Raw genomic sequence first — 23744 nt, forward strand, 5'->3', positions numbered from 1 at the left:
GTGTCAGACACCTGAGACGCAGCCTCTATGCCGCGCTTTCCTCACCGAACAGGCTATCCTGCATGCCCGCATCCACCAGGCCCTGCAGCAATTTCTTTACCGGCGCGGGCAGCGCCACGGACGCCAGATCGCCGGCGGCGACCCAGCGTTGCGGCATGGCGGATTCGCGTACGCCGACCGCGCGCACGGGCACTAGCCACGGGCGAATGTGCAGCCGGTAATGCGTGAACGTATGCGCGAAGGCGGCCAGTTCGAAGCGTTGTTCGGGCTCCAGGCCCAGCGCGCGCGACGCGCTGTCGGGGTCGCCCGCCACGTCGAACTCGGGCAGGCTCCACAAGCCGCCCCAGATGCCGGGCTCGGGCCGCTGCTGGAGCAGGAACGCGCCCTGGTGCCGCAGCACCAACATACAGGTCTCGCGCTCGGGGATGGTCTTGCGCGCCTTGGGGGTGGGCAGTTCGGCCTGGCGGCCCTCGCGCCGGGCCACACAACTGTCTGCAACCGGGCACCTGTCGCAGGCGGGCTTGCCGCGCGTGCATAGCGTTGCGCCCAGGTCCATCAACCCTTGGGTATAGGCCGCCATGTCCAGGCCGGGCGCGGCGTCGACCTGCGCATGCGCCAGCGCCCAGAGGCGCTGTTCGACCTCGCGCTTGGACGGATCCCCCGCGATGCCGAAATGGCGCGTGAAGACGCGCTTGACGTTGCCGTCCAGGATGGGCGAACGCTCGCCATTCGAGAACGCGGCGATGGCCGCGGCCGTGGACCGGCCGATGCCGGGCAAAGTGGTGATGGCCTCGGCCGTCGGCGGAAAGCGTCCGTTCCAGTCGCGCACGATCTCCTGCGCGCAGCGATGCAGGTTGCGGGCCCGCGCGTAATAGCCCAGCCCCGCCCAGTACGGCATCACGTCTTCCTGCGAGGCGGCGGCCAGCGCCGCGACGTCCGGGAAGCGTTGCAGAAAGCGTTCGTAGTAGGGGATGACGGTGGCTACCTGCGTCTGCTGCAGCATGATTTCCGATAGCCAGATCCGATAGGGATCCCGGGTGTTTTGCCAGGGAAGATCGTGGCGGCCGTGCTGGCGTTGCCAGGCGACGATGCGAGGGGCGAAGTCCATGCGGGCAATTATCGCATCGCCCTATTGCCGCTCCGGGGGGCAGCGGTTACAACCGAAAGGACTAGGGCTTGCCGGCCCCGTTATCGGAAAGCAGGCGCCGCAAGCGCGATTCCGCCCGAAGAAGCGCGAACGCATCAGGACTTCACTTTCACGGCCCTTGTTGGCCCGTGCGCGTTCTTTGGAACGGCGCGCGAAGCTGGTGGGGGCATCAGAGCTTGGAGTAGACATGAATGCCCCCCTTACGCCCGCCGTCCGCGCGGCGCTCGAATCCGTCCAGCTTGACGACAAATACACCCTGGAGACCGGCCGCGCCTGGATGAGCGGCATCCATGCCCTGGTGCGCCTGCCCATGATGCAGCGGGTGCGTGACGCGCAGGCGGGGCTGAACACCGCGGGATTCGTGTCGGGTTATCGGGGATCTCCGCTGGGTGGCGTCGACCAGAACATGTGGAAGGCGGCCAAGTACCTGAAGGCGCATCATGTCGAGTTCCAGCCCGGCATCAACGAAGACCTGGCCGCCACTGCGGTGTGGGGCACGCAGCAGGTCAACCTGTTTCCGGGCGCCAAGTACGACGGCGTGTTCGGCATGTGGTACGGCAAGGGGCCGGGCGTGGACCGCTGCGGCGATGTCTTCAAGCATGCGAACGCCGCGGGCACGTCGCGCCACGGCGGCGTGCTGGTGGTGGCGGGGGACGACCATCCGGCCAAGTCGTCGACGCTGCCGCACCAGAGCGACCATATCCTGAAAGCCTGCATGATCCCGGCGCTGTTTCCGTCCAGCGTGCAGGAAGTGCTGGACTACGGCTTGCATGGATGGGCAATGAGCCGCTACGCGGGCGTGTGGGTGGGCATGAAGTGCATCACCGATATCGTCGAGGTGTCGGCGTCGGTCGATGTGGATCCGCATCGCGTGAAGATCCTGCTGCCCGAGGATTTCCAGCTTCCCGCGGACGGCTTGAACATCCGCTTGCCCGATACGCCGTTGCAGCAGGAGGCCCGGCTGCTGGACTACAAGCTGTATGCGGCGCTGGCGTACGCCCGCGCCAACGGCCTGAACCGCGAGTTGTGGCAGGTGCCGCAGCGCGATGCGCGCTTCGGCATCATGACGTCCGGCAAGGCGTATCTGGACACGCAGCAGGCGCTGTCCGACCTGGGCCTGACCGAGAACGTGTGCCAGCGCATCGGCCTGCGTCTCTTCAAGGTGGGCATGGTGTGGCCGCTGGAATCCACGGGCACGCAGCAGTTCGCCGAAGGGCTGGACGAAATCCTGGTGGTCGAGGAAAAGCGCCAGGTGCTGGAATATCAGCTCAAGGAAGAACTCTTCAGCTGGATCGGCAGCGGCAAGAAGATTCCGCGGGTGGTGGGCAAGTTTGACGACAAGGACGGCGGCGAGTGGTCGGTGCCGCAGGGCAACTGGCTGCTGCCGGCGCATTACGAGTTTTCGCCAGCCATGGTCGCAAAGGCCATCGCCGCACGGCTGTTGCGGTTTGCGCTGCCGGACGACGTGCGCGCGGGCATCGAAGCGCGGTTGGCGTTCATCCGCGCCCGCGAACAGGCGCTGGCGCGTCCGCGCGTGGTCGAAGAGCGCAAGCCCTGGTTCTGTTCGGGCTGTCCGCACAATACGTCGACCCGCCTGCCGGAGGGCTCGCGCGGCATGGCGGGCATTGGCTGCCATTACATGGTCCGGTGGATGGACCGCAGCACTGATGTCTTTACGCAGATGGGCGGCGAGGGCGTTCCGTGGCTGGGCCAGGCGCCGTTCACGGAAGAGAAGCATGTCTTCGCCAATCTGGGCGACGGCACGTATTTCCATTCCGGGCTGCTGGCGATACGCGCGGCGGTGGCTGCCAAGGCGCCCATTACCTACAAGATTCTGTTCAACGACGCGGTCGCGATGACGGGCGGCCAGCCGGTGGATGGCCCGATCAGCGTGCCGATGATCACGCGGCAGGTGGCGGCGGAGGGCATCGACAAGATCGTTGTGGTGACCGACGATCCGGACAAGTACGCGGACGTGTCCGATCTTGCGCCGGGGGTGCCGGTGCGCCATCGCGACGAGCTGGACGAGGTGATGCGCGAGCTGCGCGATCACCCCGGCGTGTCGGTGCTGGTCTACGACCAGACCTGCGCCACGGAAAAGCGGCGCCGCCGCAAGCGCGACGCATACCCGGATCCGGCGCGGCGCGTGCTGATCAACGAGCGGGTTTGCGAAGGCTGCGGAGACTGTTCCGCGAAGTCGAATTGCTTGTCCGTGGAGCCGCTGGAGACGGAATTCGGCCGCAAGCGCAAGATCAATCAATCGAGCTGCAACAAGGATTTTTCCTGTCTGAAGGGCTTTTGCCCCAGCTTCGTGACGGTGGAGGGCGGCAAGCTGAAGAAGCCGCGTGCGCTGGCGCAGGACGACGGCGCGCCGGACGACGACGTGCCGGCGCCGCGGGTGCAAGTCCTGGACCAGCCTTATGGCGTGTTCATCGCTGGCGTGGGCGGGACGGGCGTGGTGACGATCGGCCAGTTGCTGGGCATGGCGGCGCATCTGGAGGGGAAGGGCTGTTCGGTGCTGGACATGGCGGGTCTGGCGCAAAAGGGCGGCGCGGTGTATTCGCATGTGGTGCTTGCGGGCACGCCGGATCGCCTGCTGAACACGCGGGTGGCGATGGGCGAGGCCGATCTGCTGCTGGCCGGCGATCTGGTGGTGGCGACCAGCGCGGACGCGATGGCCCGCGTGAGCCCGGGCCGCACGCGCGTGCTGCTGAATGGAGATACGGCGCCGACGGCGGCGTTCGTGTCCAACCCCGCCTGGACGCTGCCGGGCGCGAGCCTGACGGCGGATTTGCGCGAAGCCTGCAGCAACGAGAACCTGGCTACGCTGGACGCGGCTGCGATGGCGTTGGTGCTGCTGGGCGACGCGATCTATTCGAATCCGCTGCTGATGGGCTATGCGTGGCAGAAGGGCTGGATTCCGCTGTCGCGCGAGGCGCTGCTGCGCGCGATCGAGCTCAATGGGCAGCAGGTGTCCAGCAATCTGGCGGCGTTCGGATGGGGGCGGCGCGCGGCGCACGATCCCGCGGGTGTGGCGCAGTTGATGGCGAATGGCGGCGTGCCGCTGGCCGAGCCGGAGGACATCATCGAGATCACGCGCCCGCGTGCGCCGAGTCCGGTGGTGGACCTGAAGAAGCCGGCGGGCGAACTTGCGCAGGTGGTTGCCGTGCGCAAGGCTTTCCTGACGCAATACCAGAACGCGGCCTACGCGCAGCAGTACACGGATCTGGTCGACAAGGTGGCGCATGCCGAGCGCGAGGCGACGGGCACGGGCCGGGTGGCGCTGGCGGTGGCGCGCTATTACTTCAAGCTGCTTGCGTACAAGGACGAGTACGAGGTGGCGCGGCTGTATTCGGACGGCGAGTTCGTGAAGCGGGTGGGCGAGCAGTTCGAGGGAAATTGGAAGCTGCGCTTTCACCTGGCGCCGCCGATCTTTGCGCGGCGCGACAAGGACGGGCATCTGGTCAAGCGCAGTTATGGGCCGGGGATGCTGAAGGTGTTCCGGTTGCTGGCAAGGATGCGGTTTTTGCGTGGATCGAGGTTTGATCCGTTTGGGTATACGAAGGAGCGGCGGGCGGAGCGCGAGTTGATCCGCGAGTACCGGGAGACGATGACGGCGATCCTGGCGAAGCTGAACCGCGGGAATCTGGATCGGGCGGTGGCGTTGGCGAGCGTGCCCGAGGAGATTCGCGGGTACGGGCACGTGAAGGAGGCGTCGATGGTGCGGGCTGAGGCTTTGCGGGAGGAGTTGTTGAAGGAGTTTACGGCGCGGGTGGTGGCGATTGGGGTTAGGGCGGCTTGAGGGTGGTGTCTGATTGGTGCGGGTGCTGGACCGTCTGCGAGTATCCCATCGGCCACAAGCGGCGCCGGAGCGACGGCATCCCTCTGAGCATTGACTGTTGGACGATTGGCGGCTGGCGATGGGCGTTGTTCTTTTGACGCCCGGCACGTCGGCGGCCTGGGGCGCGCGGGGCTACGATTGCGGTCCGGAGCCTTCGCTCCGGACTGCCCCGTCGTCATTGTCGTTGTCGCCTCCGGCGACTGCCTTCCGATTCCCTTGGGCGCATCTACACGCCCCGCGCACCCCAGGCCGCCGACGCGCCGGGCTCTGGCGGCTGGATTCTGCCGGTCGTTGGGGCGGGCGGGGTTCTTGAGGTTCTTGCCGCCATTGGGGTGAGGTGGAACGTCTTGCGGGGCCCGCCCCACTGCGGCCGCGCGGGCGGCCTTGTGGGGCTCACGCTGTGTCTTGCGTCGGGGGCTGACGCTGCGCGCTTGCCTGCTATTTTGCCTATTTCGCCGCGCCGGCCGACCAGCCTTTGGACAGTTCCACGGCCTGGCGCCAGCGTTTCATGCGGGCGTCGCGGACGGATTGGGGCCAGGTGGGGGCGAAGGTGCGTTCGGCTTGCCACTTGGAGGCGAATTCGTCCTGGCTGGACCAGAAGCCGACCGCGAGGCCGGCCAGGCCTGCTGCGCCGAGGGCGGTGGATTCGGGGACGCGGGGGCGCACGACGGGGACGCCCAGGATGTCGGCCTGCATTTGCATCAGGAGGTCGTTGCGGGCGGCGCCGCCGTCGACGCGTAGTTCAGTCAGGGCGATGCCGCTGTCGCCGTTCATGCAGGTGAGCAGTTCTGCGCTTTGCAGGGCGATGGATTCCAGCGTGGCGCGGGCGATGTGGGCGCGGGAGGTGCCGCGGGTCAGGCCTACGAGGGTGCCGCGGGCGTAGGGGTCCCAGTGCGGGGCGCCCAGGCCGGCGAAGGCGGGGACCATGAAGACGTCGTCGGTGTCGGAGACGCTGGCGGCCAGGGATTCGATGTCTTCGGAGCGCTGGATGATGCCCAGGCCGTCGCGCAGCCACTGCACGGCGGCGCCTGCCACGAAGACGCCGCCTTCCAGCATGTAGGCGGGCTTCCATTTGGCCTGGCCGGGCTGGGGCAGGCCCCAGCCGACGGTGGACAACAGGTTGTTTCGGGATTGGACGGGCTTGTCGCCGACGTTCATCAGCATGAAGCAGCCGGTGCCGTAGGTGTTCTTGGCCATGCCGGGCTTGAAGCAGGCCTGGCCGAAGGTGGCGGCCTGCTGGTCGCCCGCGACGCCGGCGATGGGGACGGAGCCGCCCAGCCATTCGGGCAGGGCGTCGCCGACGATGGCGCTGCTGGGCGCGATTTGCGGGAGCACGCTGCGCGGGATGTTGAGGAGCGCGAGGATGTCGTCGCTCCAGTCCTGCGTGTGCAGGTCGAACAGCATGGTGCGCGAGGCGTTGCTGGGGTCGGTGCTGTGCACGGCGCCGCCGGTCAGTTGCCAGATGAGCCAGGTGTCGACGGTGCCGAAGGCGAGTTCGCCGCGTTCGGCCATGCGGCGCGCGCCGGGTACGTGGTCCAGCAGCCAGGCGAGTTTGGTGCCCGAGAAGTAGGCGTCCACGACCAGGCCGGTGCGGGATTGCAGAAAGTCGCCGTGGCCGTCCTGGCGAAGCTGGTCGCACAGGGGGGCGGTGCGGCGGTCTTGCCAGACGATGGCGCGGGCCAGCGGACGGCCGGTGGCGCGTTCCCAGATGAGGGTGGTTTCGCGCTGGTTGGTGATGCCGATCGCGGCGATGTCGGCGGCGGCTGCGCCGGCGTTGCGCAAGGCTTCGCGCGCGACGTCGAGCTGGCTGTGCCAGATTTCGTTGGCGTCGTGCTCGACCCAGCCCGGGCGCGGGTAGTGCTGGCGGAATTCACGTTGGCCGACGCCGCGGACGATGCCTTCGCGGTCGAAGACGATGGCTCGGGAGCTGGTCGTACCCTGGTCCAGGGCTAGGACAAATTCATTCGTCGTCACTGTTTTTCGCGCCGTTCAGGTGTGCCCCGGCCAGCGGGTCGAGGCGTCTAAAGGAGAAGGTCGAAGCCATGCACAGCAGGCCGATGACGACGAAGCCCGCGACCACGTCGCTGATAGCCAGCGTTTCGGCGCCGCGCAGGGACATGCTGATGTTCAGCGTGACCGCGGCCACCCCGACGCCCAGGGTGATGCCAAGTTGCTGCGCCATCGCGGAAAAGCTGCTGGCGCGGCTCATTTTGGACGGGGGGATGTCGGCATAGGTTAGCGTATTTACCCCCGTGAACTGCAGCGACCGGAAGAAGCCGCCCACAAGCAGGATGGCGATCATCAGCCACACGGGCGTTGCGGGGCTGAAGGCGCCGCAGACGATGATGAAGGCGCCCGTCAATAGCGCGTTCAGGGTCAGCACGCGCCGGAAGCCGAAGCGCTGCACGATGGGCGTGGCGACGAATTTCATGAGCAGCGCCCCGGCGGCGCTGGCGAAGGTGATGAGGCCGGCCGAGAACGGCGTGAGGCCGAAGCCCACCTGGAGCAGCATCGCCAGCAGGAACGGCGTGGCGCCCACGGCAAAGCGGCACAGGTTGCCGCCCAGCGTCGAGATGGCGAAGGTGGGGATCCGCATCAGGGACAGGTCGATGATGGGATGTTCGGTGCGGCGGGCGTGCACGCCGTACAAGAGGCCGCAGACGATGCCCACGGCGATGAGGCCGAGCAGCATGGGCAGCGGCATCACGTCGCGGCCGATGGCCTCGAAGCCGCTGACCAGGGTGGCCAGGCAGATGGCGCTGAGCAGGAAACCGATCCAGTCCAGGCGGGGCGTGCCGGTCTCGCGGATTTCCGCAACAAAGCGCAGGACGAGGAAGATGCCCAGGATGCCGATCGGGATGTTGATCAGGAAGATCCAGTGCCACGACATGTACGTGACCATGAAGCCGCCCAGCGGCGGGCCGATCACGGGCCCGAGCAGCGCGGGGATGGACAGGAAGGACATCGCCTTCAGGAGGTCATGCTTGGGAACGGTGCGGAGCAGGATGATCCGGCCCACCGGAACCATCATGGCCCCCGCCATGCCCTGCACGATCCGGGACAGCACGAGCTGCTGAAGGTCTTGTGACAGGGCGCAGGCGACCGAGCTGAGCGTGAACAGGCCGATCGCGGTGATGAACACCCGCCGGGCGCCGTAGCGGTCGGCCGCCCAGCCGCTGATGGGCACGAAAACGGCGACGGCCAGCAGGTAGGACGTGATCGCCACGTTGAGCCGCACCGGGGTGGACCCCAGCGCGCGAGCCATGGCGGGCAGGGCGGTGGCCACGACGGTGGCGTCCAGCATCTGCATGAAGAGCGCGCAGCCCACGATGAAGGGAATCATGCGCGCCGCGCGCACTGCATCCGGGGTTGAGGGCGGAGCGGGATTGGCTGCGGCTGCGGATTCTGCGGACATGTCGGAAAGCGGCGGTGGATGCCTGACGATTGTAACGCCGGGGATCGGGCCGCCGTGAAGTAAACTCGTGGCATCTGCAACCTAATGAAATTGGTGCCATGGCGACCAACTACGAATCCGAGATCACCCTGTTCCTGAAGGACTTCAAGAAATCCCACCCTGGCACGGAAGAGCGCCAGCGCGAGGGACGCGCCCGCCTTTGGGACAAACCGCAGGATCCGGAGCTGCTCGAAGGCTTCCGCGCGGCCCGTGTGCCGCAAAGGCCGTACGTGTATCAGGCTGACTGATACCCGTCTCGGCAAACATGGTCCAGAACTCCTCGGTGCCAGGCGATGCCCTGGCCGCGCTAGTGCAACCGTCCGTCGACAGCACGCCCGACACCATCGATAGCGTGGCTTTCGCGCGCCTCTATGGCGAGCCGCTGTTCCAGATGCCGACGGACCTGTACATCCCGCCGGATGCGCTGGAAGTTTTCCTGGAAGCGTTCGAGGGGCCGCTGGACCTGTTGCTTTACCTGATCCGCAAGCAGAACTTCAACGTTCTGGACATCCCCATGGCGGATGTCACGCGGCAGTACCTGTCGTATGTGGACCAGATCCGCATCACGAACCTCGAGCTGGCCGCCGAATACCTGCTGATGGCGGCCATGCTGATCGAGATCAAATCGCGCATGCTGCTGCCGGTCAAAAAGACCGACACCGGCGAAGAGCCCGAAGATCCGCGCGCCGAACTGGTCCGCCGTCTGCTCGAATACGAACAGATGAAGCTGGCTGCCCAGAAGCTGGACAAGATGCCGCAACTGGGCCGCGACTTCGTCAGCAGCCAGGCCGTGGCCGACCTGAGCGTGGAGCGCGCGCTGCCCGACGTCAGCGTGGACGACCTGCGGGCGGCCTGGGCCGACATCATGAAGCGCGCCAAGCTGAATCAGCACCATCACATCACGCGCGAGCAGCTGTCCGTGCGCGATCACATGACGCACATCCTGCGGCGCCTGAACGACGTGCGCTTCATGGAGTTCGGCGATCTGTTCATGGAGCGCGTCCGCGAGGGCGCGCCCGCTGCCGTCGTCGTCGTGCATTTCATCGCCATGCTCGAGCTGGCCCGCGAGTCCCTGTTGGAGATTACGCAGGCCGAGCCCTATGCTCCCATCTACGTGCGCCTGGCCTACACCAGCGTGGCGGCGGTCGCGGCCTGACACCTGACCGGGCGGCCGCCAACCCCGGAGATTCTCCTTGAAAGTCGTACACACCATCCAGGAATTGCGCGATCACCTGCGCGGACAGAATCGCGTGTCGTTCGTGCCCACCATGGGCAACCTGCACGAGGGCCATCTTGCTCTCATGAAGCTGGCGCGCCAGCACGGCGACCCCGTGGTGGCCAGCATCTTCGTGAACCGCCTGCAGTTCGGCCCGAACGAGGATTTCGACCAATATCCCCGCACCCTGGCCGCCGACATCGAAAAGCTGGAACAGGCGCGCGACGTCTACGTGCTGTTCGCGCCGAACGAGCGCGAGATGTATCCCGAGCCGCAGAACTACCGCGTGCAGCCCCCGGACGACCTGGGCGACATCCTGGAAGGCGAGTTCCGCCCCGGTTTCTTCGCCGGCGTCAGCACGGTGGTGCTCAAGCTCTTTTCCTGCGTGCAGCCGCGCGTGGCCGTGTTCGGCAAGAAGGACTACCAGCAGCTCATGGTGGTGCGCAACATGTGCCGCCAGTTCCAATTGCCGGTGGAAGTGCTGGCGCACGAGACCGTGCGCGCCGCCGATGGCCTGGCGCTGTCGTCGCGCAACCGATATCTCAGCGACGCCGAGCGGGCCGAGGCGCCTGCCCTGTACGCCGAACTGCAGCAGATTGGCACCCGTCTGGGCCAGGGCGAGCGCGACGCCGCCGCTTTGGAACGCGACGCCACCGACCGCCTGACACAGCGCGGCTGGAAGGTCGACTACGTGGCCCTGCGCCGCCAGCGCGACCTCAAGCGCCCCGAAGCCGCCGACCTGCAGGCCGGCGAGCCCGTCGTGGTGCTGGCCGCGGCCAAACTGGGCGCCACCCGTCTGATCGACAACCTGGAACTGGTTTACACGGCCTGATTCCGTAGCGGGAACCGGCCTTCGGAGCCGGAACAGGGGTGTTTTCGTCCACCCCTGTCAGAATTGCCAGCTTCCGCCTGGCAAGGGGGCGGGGCAGACTGATTGCAATCCTACGTTGCAAGCGAGCCGCCCCATGCAATCTCCCCACCCCGAACTGGACGCCGTCCTGTCCTCCCTTACCGCCCGCGAACGCCAGATCGTGGAGTACGTTGCGGCCGGCCGCGCCAACAAGGTCATCGCGATCGACCTGGGCATCTCCCTGCGCACCGTCGAGGCCCATCGCGCCCGCATCTTCGTCAAACTGAATGCTCGCAACGCGATGCAATTGGCCTGTCGCCTGTGCAAACACGGCCGGTCGGGCGCATCGCCGGTGCCCGGCGCTCACTGGCAGGCTCGGGGCGAAGCCGCGCCGGGCCACGCGGGCGTCGGGGGCGTCGGGGGCCGCGTCCTGCACGAACCGGCCCGCGCCTACGTGCCGTGCGGGACGGGGCTCCCCGACACCGATGCGTCCTGCAAACCGAGGTCGCAATGAAGACGGGCCGCTTAACCTTCGCCCCAAATGAAACCGGGCCTGGCGAACATTGCGTTCGTCAGGCCCGGGGAATGCTTGTGTCGTCTTGCGGTGTTCAGGCGCCGCAGCCTGGGTTCAAGGGCACTTCGGCGCGGTGGACTTGGCCAGTTCGTCGATCGGGTCCAGATCAGGCTGGCGGGTCAGGTTGTAGTTCAGGTTGGGCGTCTGGCCGCCAATGGAACGCACGCGCAGCACGTTGTTGGCGGCCACCAGGAATTCCACGCGGACGTTGCCCTGGCCGTCCATCAGGATGACGCGCGGCGGACGTTCGTCGGTGGCGTCCCAGCAGCCTTGTTCGGACACCGGAGGACCCTTTTTGGGATCGTTGTCCAGGTAGGCGGTGCGGCCGCGCCAGCGGCCGTTGGGGGCCAGCGTCAGGGTTACCCGCTGCGCCGTGCACTGCATCGCGGGCGAAAAGCACGGCAGGGTGCCCATATAGGTTTGGGGCTGCGGAACCAGGCTGTGCGAGATGCCGCTGGGCGCCGGCGCCGGGGCTGGCGCGGACGCCGCGGCGCCCGAACCACCGGAGCTGCCGGAGCCGCTTTCGGCGCCTTCCGGCACGGCCTGGCCGTCTTCGGTGGTCTGGCCGGCGGGGTTGGCCTGGTTGTTCTGGTTCTGCGCCTTGCGGGCGTCGGGCTTGAGTTCGATCTGCACTTGCGACGGGGCGCGGATGACGCTGCGATAGCCCGCGCCAGAGCCCTGGTACTGTGCGTCGGTCACGGTGCTTTCGGCGGGCAGGTCGTAATAGCCTTCTGCCTTTTGTTTGGCGCAGCCTGTCACGCCTATCACGGTGCCCGCTAGCAGCAGCCCCATGACGCTGAATTTGCGGGAGCGGGAAACGATATCGACGCGCGCGGCCATGGCAGCTTATCCGTGAATTGAGTCTGTCTCCGATTTTACGCACTTATGCGAAGATTCGATACGTTCCCCTTAGCCGTTGCGGGACTAGCCGGTACTTTATGCACAAATTACGACATGGGCGCGAGCGGCCCTTTACACCTTGCTCCATCGTTGGCAAGGCGAATGCGGGGCCGCGCGCAAACCGCGGGGGAAATTGACGGCGATGTGGCAAGTCTTCGACATACCCGCAGCAGCCTTCATCGGAATTGCCGCACTGGCCGGCCTGTTCGTGGGCAACTGGCTGACCTTGTTGACCTTCCGTCTGCCGCGCATGATGGAACGCGAGTGGCAGGCGCAATGCCTCGAGGCCGTGGGCAAACCACCGCCCGCTGGCCACTATGGCTTGCTGTCGCCGGCGTCGCAGTGCCCCGCCTGCAACGCGCCGGTGGGCTGGAAGGGCCGGCTTCCTCTGTTGGGTTGGCTGCTGTCGGGCGGCCGCTGTGCGTCCTGCAAGTCGCCCATCGGCTGGCGATATCCGGTCATCGAGCTGCTGACGTGCGCACTGTTCGCGGCCTGCGCCGTACGCTTTGGCGCGACGCCTCTTGCGTTGATGGCGATGGGCCTGTCCGCCACGCTCGTCGCGCTGGCGTGGATCGATTTCGAATCGACGCTGCTGCCCGACGTTCTGACGCAGCCGCTGGTATGGGCAGGCCTGCTGGTCAATCTGTTCGATGCGTTCACCAGCTTGCAGATGGCCGTGGCTGGCGCGGTCGCCGGCTATGTGTTCCTGTGGGTTATCTTTCATGTGTTCCGCTTGCTGACCGGACGGGAAGGCATGGGACATGGTGACTTCAAGCTGCTGGCGGCGCTGGGCGCCTGGTTCGGCATCGGCGCGCTGCCCATGGTGCTGCTTGGCGCTTCGCTGGTTGGCGTGCTGGTCGGCGGGGCGCTGACGCTCAGCGGCCGCGCCAGCCGCGGCCAGCCCTTGCCCTTCGGACCTTATCTGGCGCTGGCGGGCCTTGTCATGCTGCTGCTGGGAGGCGAACAGGGCGTGTGGCAATTCATGAGCTGACCGGCGCAGCCATGCATTCAGGGCCGAACACCAAGCCTCCGGCAACAGATGACGGCCACGCAATGACATCCAGGCAAGAAACAAAAGGGAAGGCGGTATGTTCAAGATCGGTCTGACGGGCGGCATTGGTTCAGGCAAGTCCCGTGTGGCGGACATGTTGGCGGAATGGGGCGCGACGCTTGTCGATACCGACGAGATCGCGCGTGCGCTGACCATCGCTGGCGGCGCGGCCATGCCGGCGATCGAACGTGAATTCGGTCCGCAGGCGCTGGCGCTCGATGGCGCCCTGGACCGCGCATGGATGCGCGCCCAGGCTTTCGCCGATCCGCAAGTGCGCCAGCGGCTCGAAGCCGTGCTGCATCCGCTCATCGGCCGCGAGACCAAACGCCAGGCCGAGAGCGCGAGCGGATCGTATCTGGTCTTCGTTGTGCCGCTGTTGGTGGAGTCCCTGGACCGCTGGCGATCGCGCGTGGATCGTATCTGCGTAGTCGATTGCGATCCCGAAACGCAGGTCGCCCGCGTACAGCAGCGCAGCGGGCTGACGGAGCCCGACATCCGGCGTATCATGGCGGCACAGGCTGCGCGGGCAAGCCGGTTAGCGGTTGCGGACGACGTCATACTCAACGACGCAGCCACTACTCCGGAACAGTTGCGCGCGCGGGCGTTGACCCTGCATGACCGCTGGCTGGCGCTGGCGACCACGACAGGCCGGTAAGCCAGCGGGCTGCCGGCACCCCTGAACATCCCTGGCCCGGCGGCCAACCACTGATAGGGCCTGTAAAAAAGCGTGATCGTTTACGAATACCCCTTCAATGAGCGCATCCGCGCTTATCTGCGGCTGGAATACCTGTTCGACAGGTTGTTCTTCTTTGCGCGCGAAGGCGACTCACGCCAGCATCAGGTTGCCGTCACCTCGCTTTTCGATCTGCTGGACGCCTGCGAACGCACCGACGTCAAGGGCGCGGTGCTGCAAGACCTTGAGCGTCAACGCCTGGCGCTGGTGGGGTTGCGCGATCATCCCGGCGTGGCGCAGGACGCGCTTGAGGGCATGCTGCGCGAAATGGAAAAGGTGGCCAGTGCGCTGGCCGCGCCGGGCAAGACCGGCCAGTCGCTGCGCGAAAACGAATGGCTGACCAGCCTGCGCGGCAGGCTGTCGGTTCCGGGCAGCGCCACCCAGGTGGACATGCCGTCCTACTTTGCCTGGCAGAACAAGCCCGAAGCCGCCCGACTCGCCGACTTGCAGGCCTGGATAACACCCTTCTTTCCCCTCTACGACGGCCTGACGCTGGCGCTGCGCCTGTTGCGCGAATCCGGCCGCAAGACCGACATCGTTGCCGAACAGGGCGCCTACCAGCAGATGCTGGGCGGCAAGCAGTTCCAGCTTCTGCGTGTCTGGGTGGACCCCACCCACGGCGTCTTTCCAGAGATCAGCGCCAATAAGTACATGATCTGGATACGTTTTTCCACTCAGGACGGCGAATTCAAGCCCCAGCAGGTGGCGCGCGACGTCGCCTTCCAGATGACGCTGTGCAGCTCGTAGGCGCAAGTTACGCACGGTTTCGCTGCCCGGATACCTGTTGCGGGTAGTTTCAGCCTGACGGCCCCGCCGGCCGAAACCGGGACGGTCTAGTAGACAATACGGCTTTCCTTCCGAGTGTGCCGGAACCGTTTCCATGTCCGAAAGCCGTCCTGTATCCCCACCCTCCCGCTGGAGCCGTCGCAAAGTCCTCGGTCTGGTCATTTTGCTGCTCGTCGTGGCGGCAATTGCCTGGGTGGCGTTGCGTCCCTCGGCCAAGCCGGGCGGCGCGGGCGGGCGGGGCGGCGGCCGTCCCTCGGCGGCCGCGATGGCGAACATGGCCAACATGGCCGTTCCCGTGCGGGCAGCCACCGCCGCGCAGCAGGACATCGACATCTTCCTGCGGTCCCTGGGCACCGTCACCGCCTACAACACGGTCACGGTCAGAAGCCGCGTCAGCGGAGAACTCGTGGAAGTGGCCTTTCAGGAGGGGCAGCAGGTCAAGGCGGGCGACCTGCTGGCGCAGGTGGATCCTCGCGCGTTCCAGGTGGCCCTGGACCAGGCGCGCGGCACGCAGATGCAGAACCTGGCCCAGCTTGAAAACGCCAAGCGCGACCTCCAGCGCTACCAGGCCCTGTACAAGCAGGATTCCATCGCCAGGCAGCAGGTCGACACGCAGGCCGCACTGGTGCGCCAATACGAAGGCGCGGTCAAGAGCGACCAGGCCAACGTGGACAACGCCAAGCTGCAACTGGATTACGCGCGCATCACGGCGCCGATCAGCGGCCGCCTTGGCCTGCGCCAGGTCGACCGCGGCAACCTCGTGTCCAGTTCGGATACCAACGGCCTCGTGGTCATCACCCAGACCCAGCCGATCTCCGTCGTGTTCACGCTGCCCGAGACGCAGCTTCCCGAAGTGCGCGCCGAATTGGCGGCAGGCAAGACGCTGACCGTCGAAGCCTACGATCGGGCGGACACGCGCCGCATCGCGACCGGCACCCTGGAAACCTTGGATAACCAGATCGACGTCACGACCGGCACGCTGCGGCTCAAGGCCCGCTTCGACAATGCCGACGACGCGCTCTTTCCGAACCAGTTCGTCAATGTCCGGCTGCATGTGCTGACCCGCAAAGACGTCACCGCCATTCCCACCGCGGCGGTCCAGCAGGGATCCGCCGGCGCGTTCGTGTTCCTGGTGCAGCCCGACAACACGATCGCGGTGCGCCAGGTCAAGCTGGGCGCCATCAATAGCGGGATGGTCGCCGTCAACGAAGGCCTGCAGCCCGGCGACCGCGTCGTCACCGAAGGCACCGACCGCCTGCGCGCCGGCGCCAAGGTGGAAATCGTGGGCGGCGCGGAAGTCATCCCCGCCGGCCGCGACAAGGCTTTGGGCGCGGGCGCGCCGGCTGGCACCACGCCGCCCACGAAGTAAGAGAACGCCGTGAGCCCGTCGCGCCTCTTCATCCTGCGGCCCGTGGCCACCACCCTCTCGATGGTGGCCATCCTGATCGCCGGCCTCATCGCCTATCGTTTCCTGCCTGTCTCGGCGCTGCCCGAGGTCGACTACCCGACCATCCAGGTCGTCACCCTGTATCCCGGCGCAAGCCCCGACGTGATGACCTCGCTGGTCACGTCTCCGCTCGAGCGCCAGTTCGGGCAGATGCCGGGGTTGAACCAGATGTCGTCCACCAGTTCGGGCGGCGCGTCGGTCATCACCCTGCAGTTCAACCTGACCTTGCCGTTGGACGTGGCCGAGCAGCAGGTGCAGGCGGCGATCAACGCGGCCTCGAACCTGCTGCCGTCCGACCTGCCGGTGCCGCCCACCTACAACAAGGTGAACCCGGCCGACGCGGCGGTGCTGACGCTGGCGATCACCTCGCCCACGATGCCCCTGCCGCAGGTGCGCGACCTGGTCGACACGCGGGTGGCGCAGAAGCTGTCGCAGATTCCGGGCGTGGGGTTGGTCAGCGTGGCCGGCGGGCAGCGCCCGGCGGTGCGCGTCCAGGTGAACCCCCAGGCGCTGGCGGCCAACGGGCTGTCGCTGTCCGACTTGCGCACCGCCATCGTGGGCGCCAACGTCAACCAGCCCAAGGGCAACCTGGATGGTCCGCAGCGGTCCACCACCATCAACGCCAACGACCAGCTCAAGTCGCCCACCGACTACAACAGCCTGATCATCGCGTACAAGAACGGCGCGCCGCTGCGGCTGGCCGACGTGGCGCGCGCCGTCGAAGGCGCCGAAGACACGCGCCAGGCCGCATGGGCCGGCGACAAGCCGGCCATCCTGCTGAACATCCAGCGCCAGCCTGGCGCCAACGTGATCGACGTGGTCGACCGCATCCAGGCGTTGATGCCGCAGCTGCGCGCCGCGCTGCCCGCCACGTTGGACGTGGCCGTGGTGTCCGATCGCACCCAGACCATCCGCGATTCGGTGGCGGACGTGCAATTCGAGATGCTGCTGGCGGTGGGGCTGGTGGTCATGGTCACGTTTGTCTTCCTGCGCAGCGTGACGGCCACCCTGATCCCCAGCGTCGTGGTGCCGCTGTCGCTGGTGGGCACGTTCGGCATCATGTATCTGGCCGGGTTCTCCATCAACAACCTGACGCTGATGGCCCTGACGATCGCCACCGGCTTCGTGGTGGACGACGCCATCGTCATGATCGAGAACATTGCCCGCCACATCGAGGAAGGCGAAAAGCCCATGCAGGCTGCGCTCAAGGGCGCGTCGCAGATCGGCTTCACGCTGATATCGCTGACCCTGTCGCTGATCGCCGTGCTGATCCCGCTGCTGTTCATGACCGAAGTGGTGGGGCGCCTGTTCCGGGAATTCGCGATCACGCTGGCGGTGGCCATCATGATCTCGCTGGTGGTGTCGCTGACCCTCACGCCCATGATGTGCGCGCGGCTGCTGCGCGCCGAATCCGACCAGAAGCACGGGCGCTTCCACCAGGCCACCGGCGCCTTCATCGATCGGGTCATCGCCGCGTACGACCGCATGCTGCAGGTCGTCCTGCGCCACCAGACCCTGACGCTGGTGGTCGCTGTCGCCACGTTCGCGCTGACGGTGCTGTTGTACATGATGGTGCCCAAGGGCTTCTTTCCGCAGCAGGACACCGGCCTCATCCAGGCCATCACCCAGGCGCCTCAGTCCATTTCGTTCAAGGCCATGTCCGAACGTCAGCAGGAGGCCGCGCGGCTCGTGCTGGAAGATCCCGACGTGCAGGCCGTGTCGTCCTTCATCGGCGTGGACGGCAGCAACGCCACGCTCAGCGCGGGCCGCATGCAGATTTCACTGAAGCCGCAGGCCGAGCGCACCAGCGACCTGCGCACGGTGATGGCGCGGCTGCAGGAATCGCTGGGCAAGCAGGACGGCCTGACCGTCTACATGCAGCCCGTGCAGGACCTGACCATCGAAGACCGGGTCAGCCGCACGCAGTACCAGATGACGCTGTCCAATCCCGACCTGAAGGTGCTGAGCGAATGGACGCCCAAGCTGGTCGAGCGCCTGCGCAGCGTGCCCGGCCTGATGGACGTTGCCGACGATCTGCAGGACGACGGCCTGCAGACGTGGGTGGAAATCGACCGCGACGCGGCTTCGCGGCTGGGCATCACCGCTGCCGTCATCGACGAGGCGCTGTACAACGCCTTCGGGCAGCGGCTGATTTCCACGATCTTCACGCAGTCCAACCAGTACCGCGTGGTGCTCGAGGTTTTGCCGCAGTTTCAGATGTCCCCTGGCGCGCTGGGCCAGATCCATGTGCCGACGTCGACGGGCGCGCAGGTGCCGCTGTCTTCCGTGGCGCACATCTCCGAAGGCAGGACCGTGCTGGCCGTCAACCGGCTGGACCAGTTCCCCATGGTGACGGTGTCGTTCAACCTGGCCCCGGGCGCATCGCTGTCCGATGCGGTGCAGAACATCACCGCGGCCGAGGCCGAGATCGGCATGCCGGCCGCCGTGGAAACCCGCTTCCAGGGTGCGGCGCTGGCATTCCAGAACTCGCTGTCCAGCACGCTATGGCTGATCCTGGCCGCCGTGATCACGATGTACATCGTGCTGGGCGTGCTGTACGAAAGCTACATCCACCCCATCACCATCCTGTCCACGCTGCCGTCCGCGGGCGTCGGCGCGCTGCTGGCGCTGCTGATCAGCGGCACCGAGCTCGACATGATCGGCATCATCGGGATCATCCTGCTGATCGGCATCGTCAAGAAAAACGCCATCATGATGATCGACTTCGCGCTGGACGCCGAGCGCAAGCGCGGCCTGGCCCCGCGCGAAGCCATCCACGAAGCGGCGCTGCTGCGCTTCCGTCCCATCCTGATGACCACGCTGGCGGCGCTGTTCGGCGCCTTGCCGCTGATGTTGTCCACGGGCACGGGCGCTGAATTGCGCCAGCCGCTGGGCCTGGTCATGGTGGGCGGCCTGCTGCTGTCGCAAGTGCTGACGCTGTTCACGACGCCGGTCATCTACCTGATGTTCGACCGCATGTCGCGCCGCTGGGGCCGCGCCGACGAGCCGTCCGCCGGAGATGCCCGATGATCCTGTCGGCGCCCTTCATCGTCCGGCCGGTGGCGACCACGCTGCTGAGCCTGGCGGTCGTGCTGGCCGGCATGCTTGCGTTCTTCCTGCTGCCCGTGGCGCCGCTGCCGCAGGTGGACATCCCGACCATCTCCGTGTCGGCCAGCCTGCCGGGCGCCAGCCCCGAGACCATGGCTTCCAGCGTCGCCACGCCGCTGGAGCGATCCCTGGGCAGCATCGCGGGCGTCACCGAAATGACGTCGCGCAGCTCGCAGGGTTCCACCCGCATCACGCTGCAGTTCGACTTGTCGCGCGACATCAACGGCGCCGCGCGCGACGTCCAGGCGGCCATCAACGCCGCCCGCTCCCTGCTGCCGACCAGCCTGCGCAGCAATCCCACGTATCACAAGTCCAATCCGTCGGACGCGCCCATCATGACGCTGGCGCTGACGTCCGACACGCTCAGCCAGGGCCAGCTTTACGACCTGGCTTCCACCATCGTCGCGCAGAAGCTGTCGCAGGTGGACGGCGTGGGCGAGGTCACGGTGGGCGGCAGTTCGTTGCCGGCGGTGCGTGTCACGGTGCTGCCGGGGGCGCTGGCCAACCAGGGCGTGTCGCTGGACGAACTGCGCGCCACGCTGGCCAACGCCAACGCCAACCGTCCCAAGGGCGTGCTCGAGAACGACCGCTACCACTGGCAGATCATGGTCAGCGACCAGCTCAGCCGCGCCGAGCAATACCGGCCGCTGATCGTCGCCTGGCGCGACGGCGCGCCGGTGCGCGTGTCCGATGTGGCCCGCGTCGAGGACTCGGTCGAAGACCTGTACCAGACCGGTTTCTACAACGACCGCAACGCCATCCTGATGATCGTGCGCCGGCAGGCGGATGCCAACATCATCGAAGCCGTGGATGCGGTGCGCGCGCAGCTTCCCGTGCTGCAGGCGCTGATGCCGGCGGACGTGAACATGACGGTGGCGCAAGACCGCACGCCCAGCATCCGCGCGTCGCTGCACGAAGCGGAGCTGACGCTGATCATCGCCGTGGGCCTGGTTGTGCTGGTGGTGCTGCTGTTCCTGCGGCGCTGGCGGGCTGCGATCATCCCCAGCGTGGCGGTACCGGTGTCGCTGATCGGCACCTTCTGCATCATGTATCTGTGCGGGTACACGCTGAACACCATTTCGCTCATGGCGCTGATCGTTGCCACCGGCTTCGTGGTCGACGACGCCATCGTGGTGCTGGAAAACATCATGCGCCACGTGGAAGGCGGCATGTCGCCGATGCGCGCCGCGCTGCGCGGATCGCGCGAGGTGGGCTTCACCGTGTTGTCGATGAGCCTGTCGCTGGTGGCGGTGTTCATTCCCATCCTGTTGATGGGCGGCGTGGTGGGACGCCTGTTCCGCGAGTTCGCCGTGACCCTGTCGGCCGCCATTCTGGTGTCGCTGGTGGTGTCGCTGACGCTAACCCCCATGATGTGCGCGCGCCTGCTGCGCCCGGAACCCAAGGATGAAAAGCCGCCGGGACGCCTGGGCCAATGGTCCGAGCGCGCCTTCGCGGCCATGCTGTACGGCTACCGCGTGTCACTGCGCTGGGCGCTGGCGCACGGCCGCCTGATGATGCTGACGCTGGCGATCGCCGTCGGCTTGAACATCTACCTGTACACGGCGGTGCCCAAGGGCTTTTTCCCGCAGCAGGATACGGGCCAGCTTCTGGGCTTTTTCCGCGTGGATCAGGGCACGTCGTTCCAGGCCACGCTGCCCAAGCTCGAGGCGCTGCGCAAGGTCGTGCTGGCCGATCCGGCCGTGCAGAGCATGACGGGCTATGCCGGTGGGCGCGGCGGCAGCAACAGCAGCTTCATGCAGATCCAGCTCAAGCCGCTGGCCGAACGCAAGGTGTCGGCGGACACGGTCATCAACCGGCTGCGCGCCAAGCTGCAGAACATGCCCGGTGCGCGCATGTTCCTGGTGTCGCAGCAGGACATCCGCATCGGCGGGCGCCAGAGCCAGGGCTCTTACGACTACACGCTGATGTCGGGCGACCTGCAATTGCTGCGCACGTGGATGCCCAAGGTGCAGCAGGCCATGGCAAAGATCCCGGAAATCACCGACGTCGACACCGACGTCGAGGACCGTGGCCGCGAGATCAACCTGGTCATCGACCGGGACGCCGCGACCCGCCTGGGCGTCAGCATGTCCACCATCTCGACGGTGCTGAACAACTCGTTCAGCCAGCGCCAGGTGTCGGTGATGTACGGGCCGCTGAACCAGTATCACGTCGTGCTGGGCGTGGACCCCAAGTTCGCGCAGGACATCGAATCGCTGCGCCAGGTCGAGGTCATCACTGCGGATGGCGCCCGTGTGCCGCTGTCCGCGTTCACCAAACTGGAAAACTCCAACGCGCCGCTCAGCGTCCAGCACCAGGGGCTGTTTGTCGCCGACACCATTTCGTTCAGCCTGGCGCCGGGCGTGTCGTTGGGTCAAGCCACGACCGCCATCGACAACGCCGTGGCCCGCATCGGCCTGCCGTCGGACCAGATCCAGGCGGGCTTCCAGGGCACCGCCGCCGCGCTCCAGCAGACGCTGGCGCAACAGCCATGGCTGATCCTGGCCGCGCTGGTCACCATGTACATCGTGCTGGGCATCCTGTACGAAAGCTTCATCCACCCGTTCACCATCCTGTCGACGCTGCCGTCGGCGGGCCTGGGCGCGCTGCTGGCCCTGCTGCTGGTGCGCTACGACTTCACTTTGATCGCGCTGATCGGGGTGTTCCTGTTGATCGGCATCGTGAAGAAGAACGCCATCATGATGGTGGACTTTGCCCTGGACGCCGAGCGCAATCACGGCATGTCGCCGCGCGACGCCATCTTCCAGGCCTGCCTGACGCGGTTCCGGCCCATCATGATGACGACGATGGCGGCCATCTTCGGTGCGCTGCCGCTGGTGCTGGCCACCGGCGCGGGCGTCGAGATGCGCCAGCCTCTGGGCATTACCATCGTGGGCGGCCTGGTCCTGAGCCAGATCCTTACGCTGTACACGACCCCCGTGGTCTATCTATACCTGGACCGCCTCCGCCTTTGGGCCGCGCGCCGGCGCGCGGCTCGGGCAGGCGATACCGTTTCCACAGAACACACATGATCCGACCCAAGCTGTTCCACCATGCTTTTTTCCCTCGCGCCGCGGCGACGCTGGCGCTGTGCGCGCTGCTGGGCGCTTGCGCGGTCGGCCCTGACTACCAGCGTCCCGCGCTGGACGTGGGCGACGCCTACAAGGAAGGCCAGGTCGAAGTGCCGGGCTGGAAGCCCGCGCAGCCGCGCGACGAGCCGGACCGGGGCGCATGGTGGAAGGTTTACGAGGATCCCGTCCTGAACGGCCTTCTGGATCGTCTCAACGAATCCAACCAGACCATCGCGCAGGCCGAGGCCAACTACCGCCAGGCGCTGGGGTTGGTGCGGGGCGCGCGTTCGGGCTTCTATCCCACGGTCGGCGCGGCGGCCGGCATGACGCGCGCGGGCGCCAGCAGCCAGAACGGCTCGTCGTCCTCGTCGGGCAGCAACGTGTCGAATCAGTATTCGCTGACCGGCAGCGTCAGCTGGGAGCTCGACGTCTGGGGCCGTGTGCGGCGCAGCGTGGAATCGTCGGAAGCCAGCGCGGCGGCCAGCCTGGCCGACCTGGGCGCGACCCGGCTGAGCGCGCAGGCGGCGTTGGCGCAGACCTACCTGCAACTGCGCGTGCTGGACGAACAGAAGCGGCTGCTGGACGCCACCGTGGCGGCGTATGAAAAGTCGCTGCAGCTGACGCAGAACCGCTACGAAGTCGGCGTCGCCGGCCAGGCCGACGTGGCGGTGGCGCGCACGCAGCTCGAAAGCACGCGCGCGCAATCCATCGACCTGGACTGGCAGCGCGGCCAGTACGAACACGCGATCGCCGTGTTGATGGGGCAGGCGCCGTCGCAGTTCAGCCTGCCGCCCGCGGTGTTCACGTTGAAGCTGCCGCAGATTCCGGTGGGGCTGCCGTCCGAATTGCTGGAGCGCCGTCCCGACGTGGCGGCCGCGGAACGCCGGGCCGCCGCCGCCAACGCGCAGATCGGCGTGGCGCAGGCCGCCTGGTTTCCAAGCCTGACGCTGTCGGCCGACGGCGGCTTTCGCAATGGCGAATTCGCGGAACTGCTGACGGCGCCGGCGCGCTTCTGGTCGCTTGGGCCGGCGCTGGCCATGACCATCTCCGACGGCGGCGCGCGCGAAGCGCAGGTTGAACAGGCCCGCGCATCGTACGACTCGCAGGCGGCGGCCTACCGGCAGGCCGCGCTGACCGGACTGCGCGAGGTCGAGGACTACCTGATCCAGCTGCGCGTCATGGAACAGGAACAGATCGTGCAGCGCCGCGCGCTGGAATCGGCGCGCGAATCGCTGCGGCTGATTCAAAACCAGTACCGGGCGGGTCTCGTCGACTACCTGAGCGTCGCCGTGGTGGACGCCACCGCGCTCAACAGCGAGCGCAATGCCCTGAGCCTCATGGGCAGCCGCCTGGCGGCCAGCGTCAACCTGATCGTGGCCCTGGGCGGCGGTTGGGAAGGACTGCCGCCCGTCGAATCCGCGCGCGCCGACCAGGCGCAGTAACCGCATAGGGATTACGCCTAAACCCCCCTCGCATTCATTGACAAGCCTTCGGCGCAGGTTCCTAATGCCGTCAAAGTGACCATGCGGTCACTTCTGCGCGCAGTAACGATGCACCGACTTCCGT

The 23744-nt window shown here is 66.9% G+C and carries 15 protein-coding genes and 1 pseudogene; 12 read left to right on the forward strand and 4 right to left on the reverse strand.

The window, feature by feature from the left end; translation table 11 throughout:
- Positions 1-25: 25 nt before the first annotated feature.
- Positions 26-1108 carry an A/G-specific adenine glycosylase gene (mutY, locus tag RT614_RS23480; RefSeq protein WP_313624573.1) on the reverse strand — a complete coding sequence of 361 codons (1083 nt, stop codon included), beginning with the start codon at positions 1106-1108 and terminating at the stop codon, positions 26-28.
- A 226-nt stretch (positions 1109-1334) separates the two neighbouring features.
- Between mutY and RT614_RS23485 the strand changes: the two genes are divergently transcribed.
- Complete coding sequence (locus RT614_RS23485) at positions 1335-4949, forward strand: indolepyruvate ferredoxin oxidoreductase family protein (RefSeq protein ID WP_313624574.1); 3615 nt, start codon at positions 1335-1337, stop codon at positions 4947-4949.
- 486 nt (positions 4950-5435) lie between these two features.
- Here RT614_RS23485 and glpK read toward each other — a convergent pair whose 3' ends face one another.
- Together glpK and RT614_RS23495 are read right to left on the reverse strand one after the other, a co-directional pair.
- Positions 5436-6962, reverse strand: coding sequence for a glycerol kinase GlpK (gene glpK, locus RT614_RS23490; RefSeq protein ID WP_313624575.1), 1527 nt, complete (start codon positions 6960-6962; stop codon positions 5436-5438).
- The gene (locus RT614_RS23495) at positions 6949-8403 is read right to left on the reverse strand and encodes a DHA2 family efflux MFS transporter permease subunit (protein WP_313624576.1); all 1455 of its coding nucleotides are present in this window, start codon (positions 8401-8403) and stop codon (positions 6949-6951) included. The genes glpK and RT614_RS23495 overlap by 14 nt, the downstream gene beginning before the upstream one ends.
- Positions 8404-8501: 98 nt before the next feature.
- On the opposite strand from RT614_RS23495, the gene RT614_RS23500 reads away from it, so the two are divergent.
- The 4 genes from RT614_RS23500 to RT614_RS23515 all read left to right on the forward strand — a co-directional run bounded on the left by RT614_RS23500 (position 8502) and on the right by RT614_RS23515 (position 11022).
- Positions 8502-8690: a DUF3460 family protein gene (locus RT614_RS23500; RefSeq protein WP_313624577.1), complete on the forward strand. Its 189-nt coding sequence runs from the start codon at positions 8502-8504 to the stop codon at positions 8688-8690.
- Between the two features lie 17 nt (positions 8691-8707).
- Positions 8708-9598 carry a ScpA family protein gene (locus RT614_RS23505; protein WP_313624578.1) on the forward strand — a complete coding sequence of 297 codons (891 nt, stop codon included), beginning with the start codon at positions 8708-8710 and terminating at the stop codon, positions 9596-9598.
- A 37-nt stretch (positions 9599-9635) separates the two neighbouring features.
- Complete coding sequence (gene panC, locus RT614_RS23510; protein ID WP_313624579.1) at positions 9636-10490, forward strand: pantoate--beta-alanine ligase; 855 nt, start codon at positions 9636-9638, stop codon at positions 10488-10490.
- A 133-nt stretch (positions 10491-10623) separates the two neighbouring features.
- Positions 10624-11022 carry a LuxR C-terminal-related transcriptional regulator gene (locus RT614_RS23515; RefSeq protein ID WP_313624580.1) on the forward strand — a complete coding sequence of 133 codons (399 nt, stop codon included), beginning with the start codon at positions 10624-10626 and terminating at the stop codon, positions 11020-11022.
- A gap of 114 nt (positions 11023-11136) precedes the next feature.
- Here RT614_RS23515 and RT614_RS23520 read toward each other — a convergent pair whose 3' ends face one another.
- Positions 11137-11922 carry a hypothetical protein gene (locus RT614_RS23520; RefSeq protein ID WP_313624581.1) on the reverse strand — a complete coding sequence of 262 codons (786 nt, stop codon included), beginning with the start codon at positions 11920-11922 and terminating at the stop codon, positions 11137-11139.
- A 202-nt stretch (positions 11923-12124) separates the two neighbouring features.
- On the opposite strand from RT614_RS23520, the gene RT614_RS23525 reads away from it, so the two are divergent.
- From RT614_RS23525 to RT614_RS23555, 7 genes and pseudogenes are all read left to right on the forward strand, one after another.
- A complete protein-coding gene (locus RT614_RS23525; RefSeq protein ID WP_313624582.1) occupies positions 12125-12973 on the forward strand; it encodes an A24 family peptidase in 849 nt (282 codons plus the stop codon).
- A gap of 97 nt (positions 12974-13070) precedes the next feature.
- Positions 13071-13714: pseudogene (coaE, locus tag RT614_RS23530) on the forward strand (dephospho-CoA kinase); the annotation flags it as partial.
- Positions 13715-13760: 46 nt separating this feature from the next.
- A complete protein-coding gene (gene zapD, locus RT614_RS23535; protein ID WP_313624584.1) occupies positions 13761-14513 on the forward strand; it encodes a cell division protein ZapD in 753 nt (250 codons plus the stop codon).
- A gap of 133 nt (positions 14514-14646) precedes the next feature.
- The gene (locus RT614_RS23540; RefSeq protein ID WP_313624585.1) at positions 14647-15921 is read left to right on the forward strand and encodes an MdtA/MuxA family multidrug efflux RND transporter periplasmic adaptor subunit; all 1275 of its coding nucleotides are present in this window, start codon (positions 14647-14649) and stop codon (positions 15919-15921) included.
- Positions 15922-15930: 9 nt separating this feature from the next.
- Entirely contained in the window at positions 15931-19029 is a 3099-nt protein-coding gene (locus tag RT614_RS23545) for an MdtB/MuxB family multidrug efflux RND transporter permease subunit (RefSeq protein ID WP_313624586.1), read from the forward strand.
- Positions 19026-22139 carry a multidrug efflux RND transporter permease subunit gene (locus RT614_RS23550; RefSeq protein ID WP_313624587.1) on the forward strand — a complete coding sequence of 1038 codons (3114 nt, stop codon included), beginning with the start codon at positions 19026-19028 and terminating at the stop codon, positions 22137-22139. The genes RT614_RS23545 and RT614_RS23550 overlap by 4 nt, the downstream gene beginning before the upstream one ends.
- Positions 22136-23620 (forward strand): efflux transporter outer membrane subunit, encoded by a 1485-nt coding sequence (locus RT614_RS23555; RefSeq protein WP_313624588.1) that lies wholly within the window; start codon positions 22136-22138, stop codon positions 23618-23620. The genes RT614_RS23550 and RT614_RS23555 overlap by 4 nt, the downstream gene beginning before the upstream one ends.
- Positions 23621-23744: the final 124 nt, after the last annotated feature.

Source organism: Achromobacter sp., assembly GCF_032102605.1.
Lineage (GTDB): Bacteria > Pseudomonadota > Gammaproteobacteria > Burkholderiales > Burkholderiaceae_B > Achromobacter.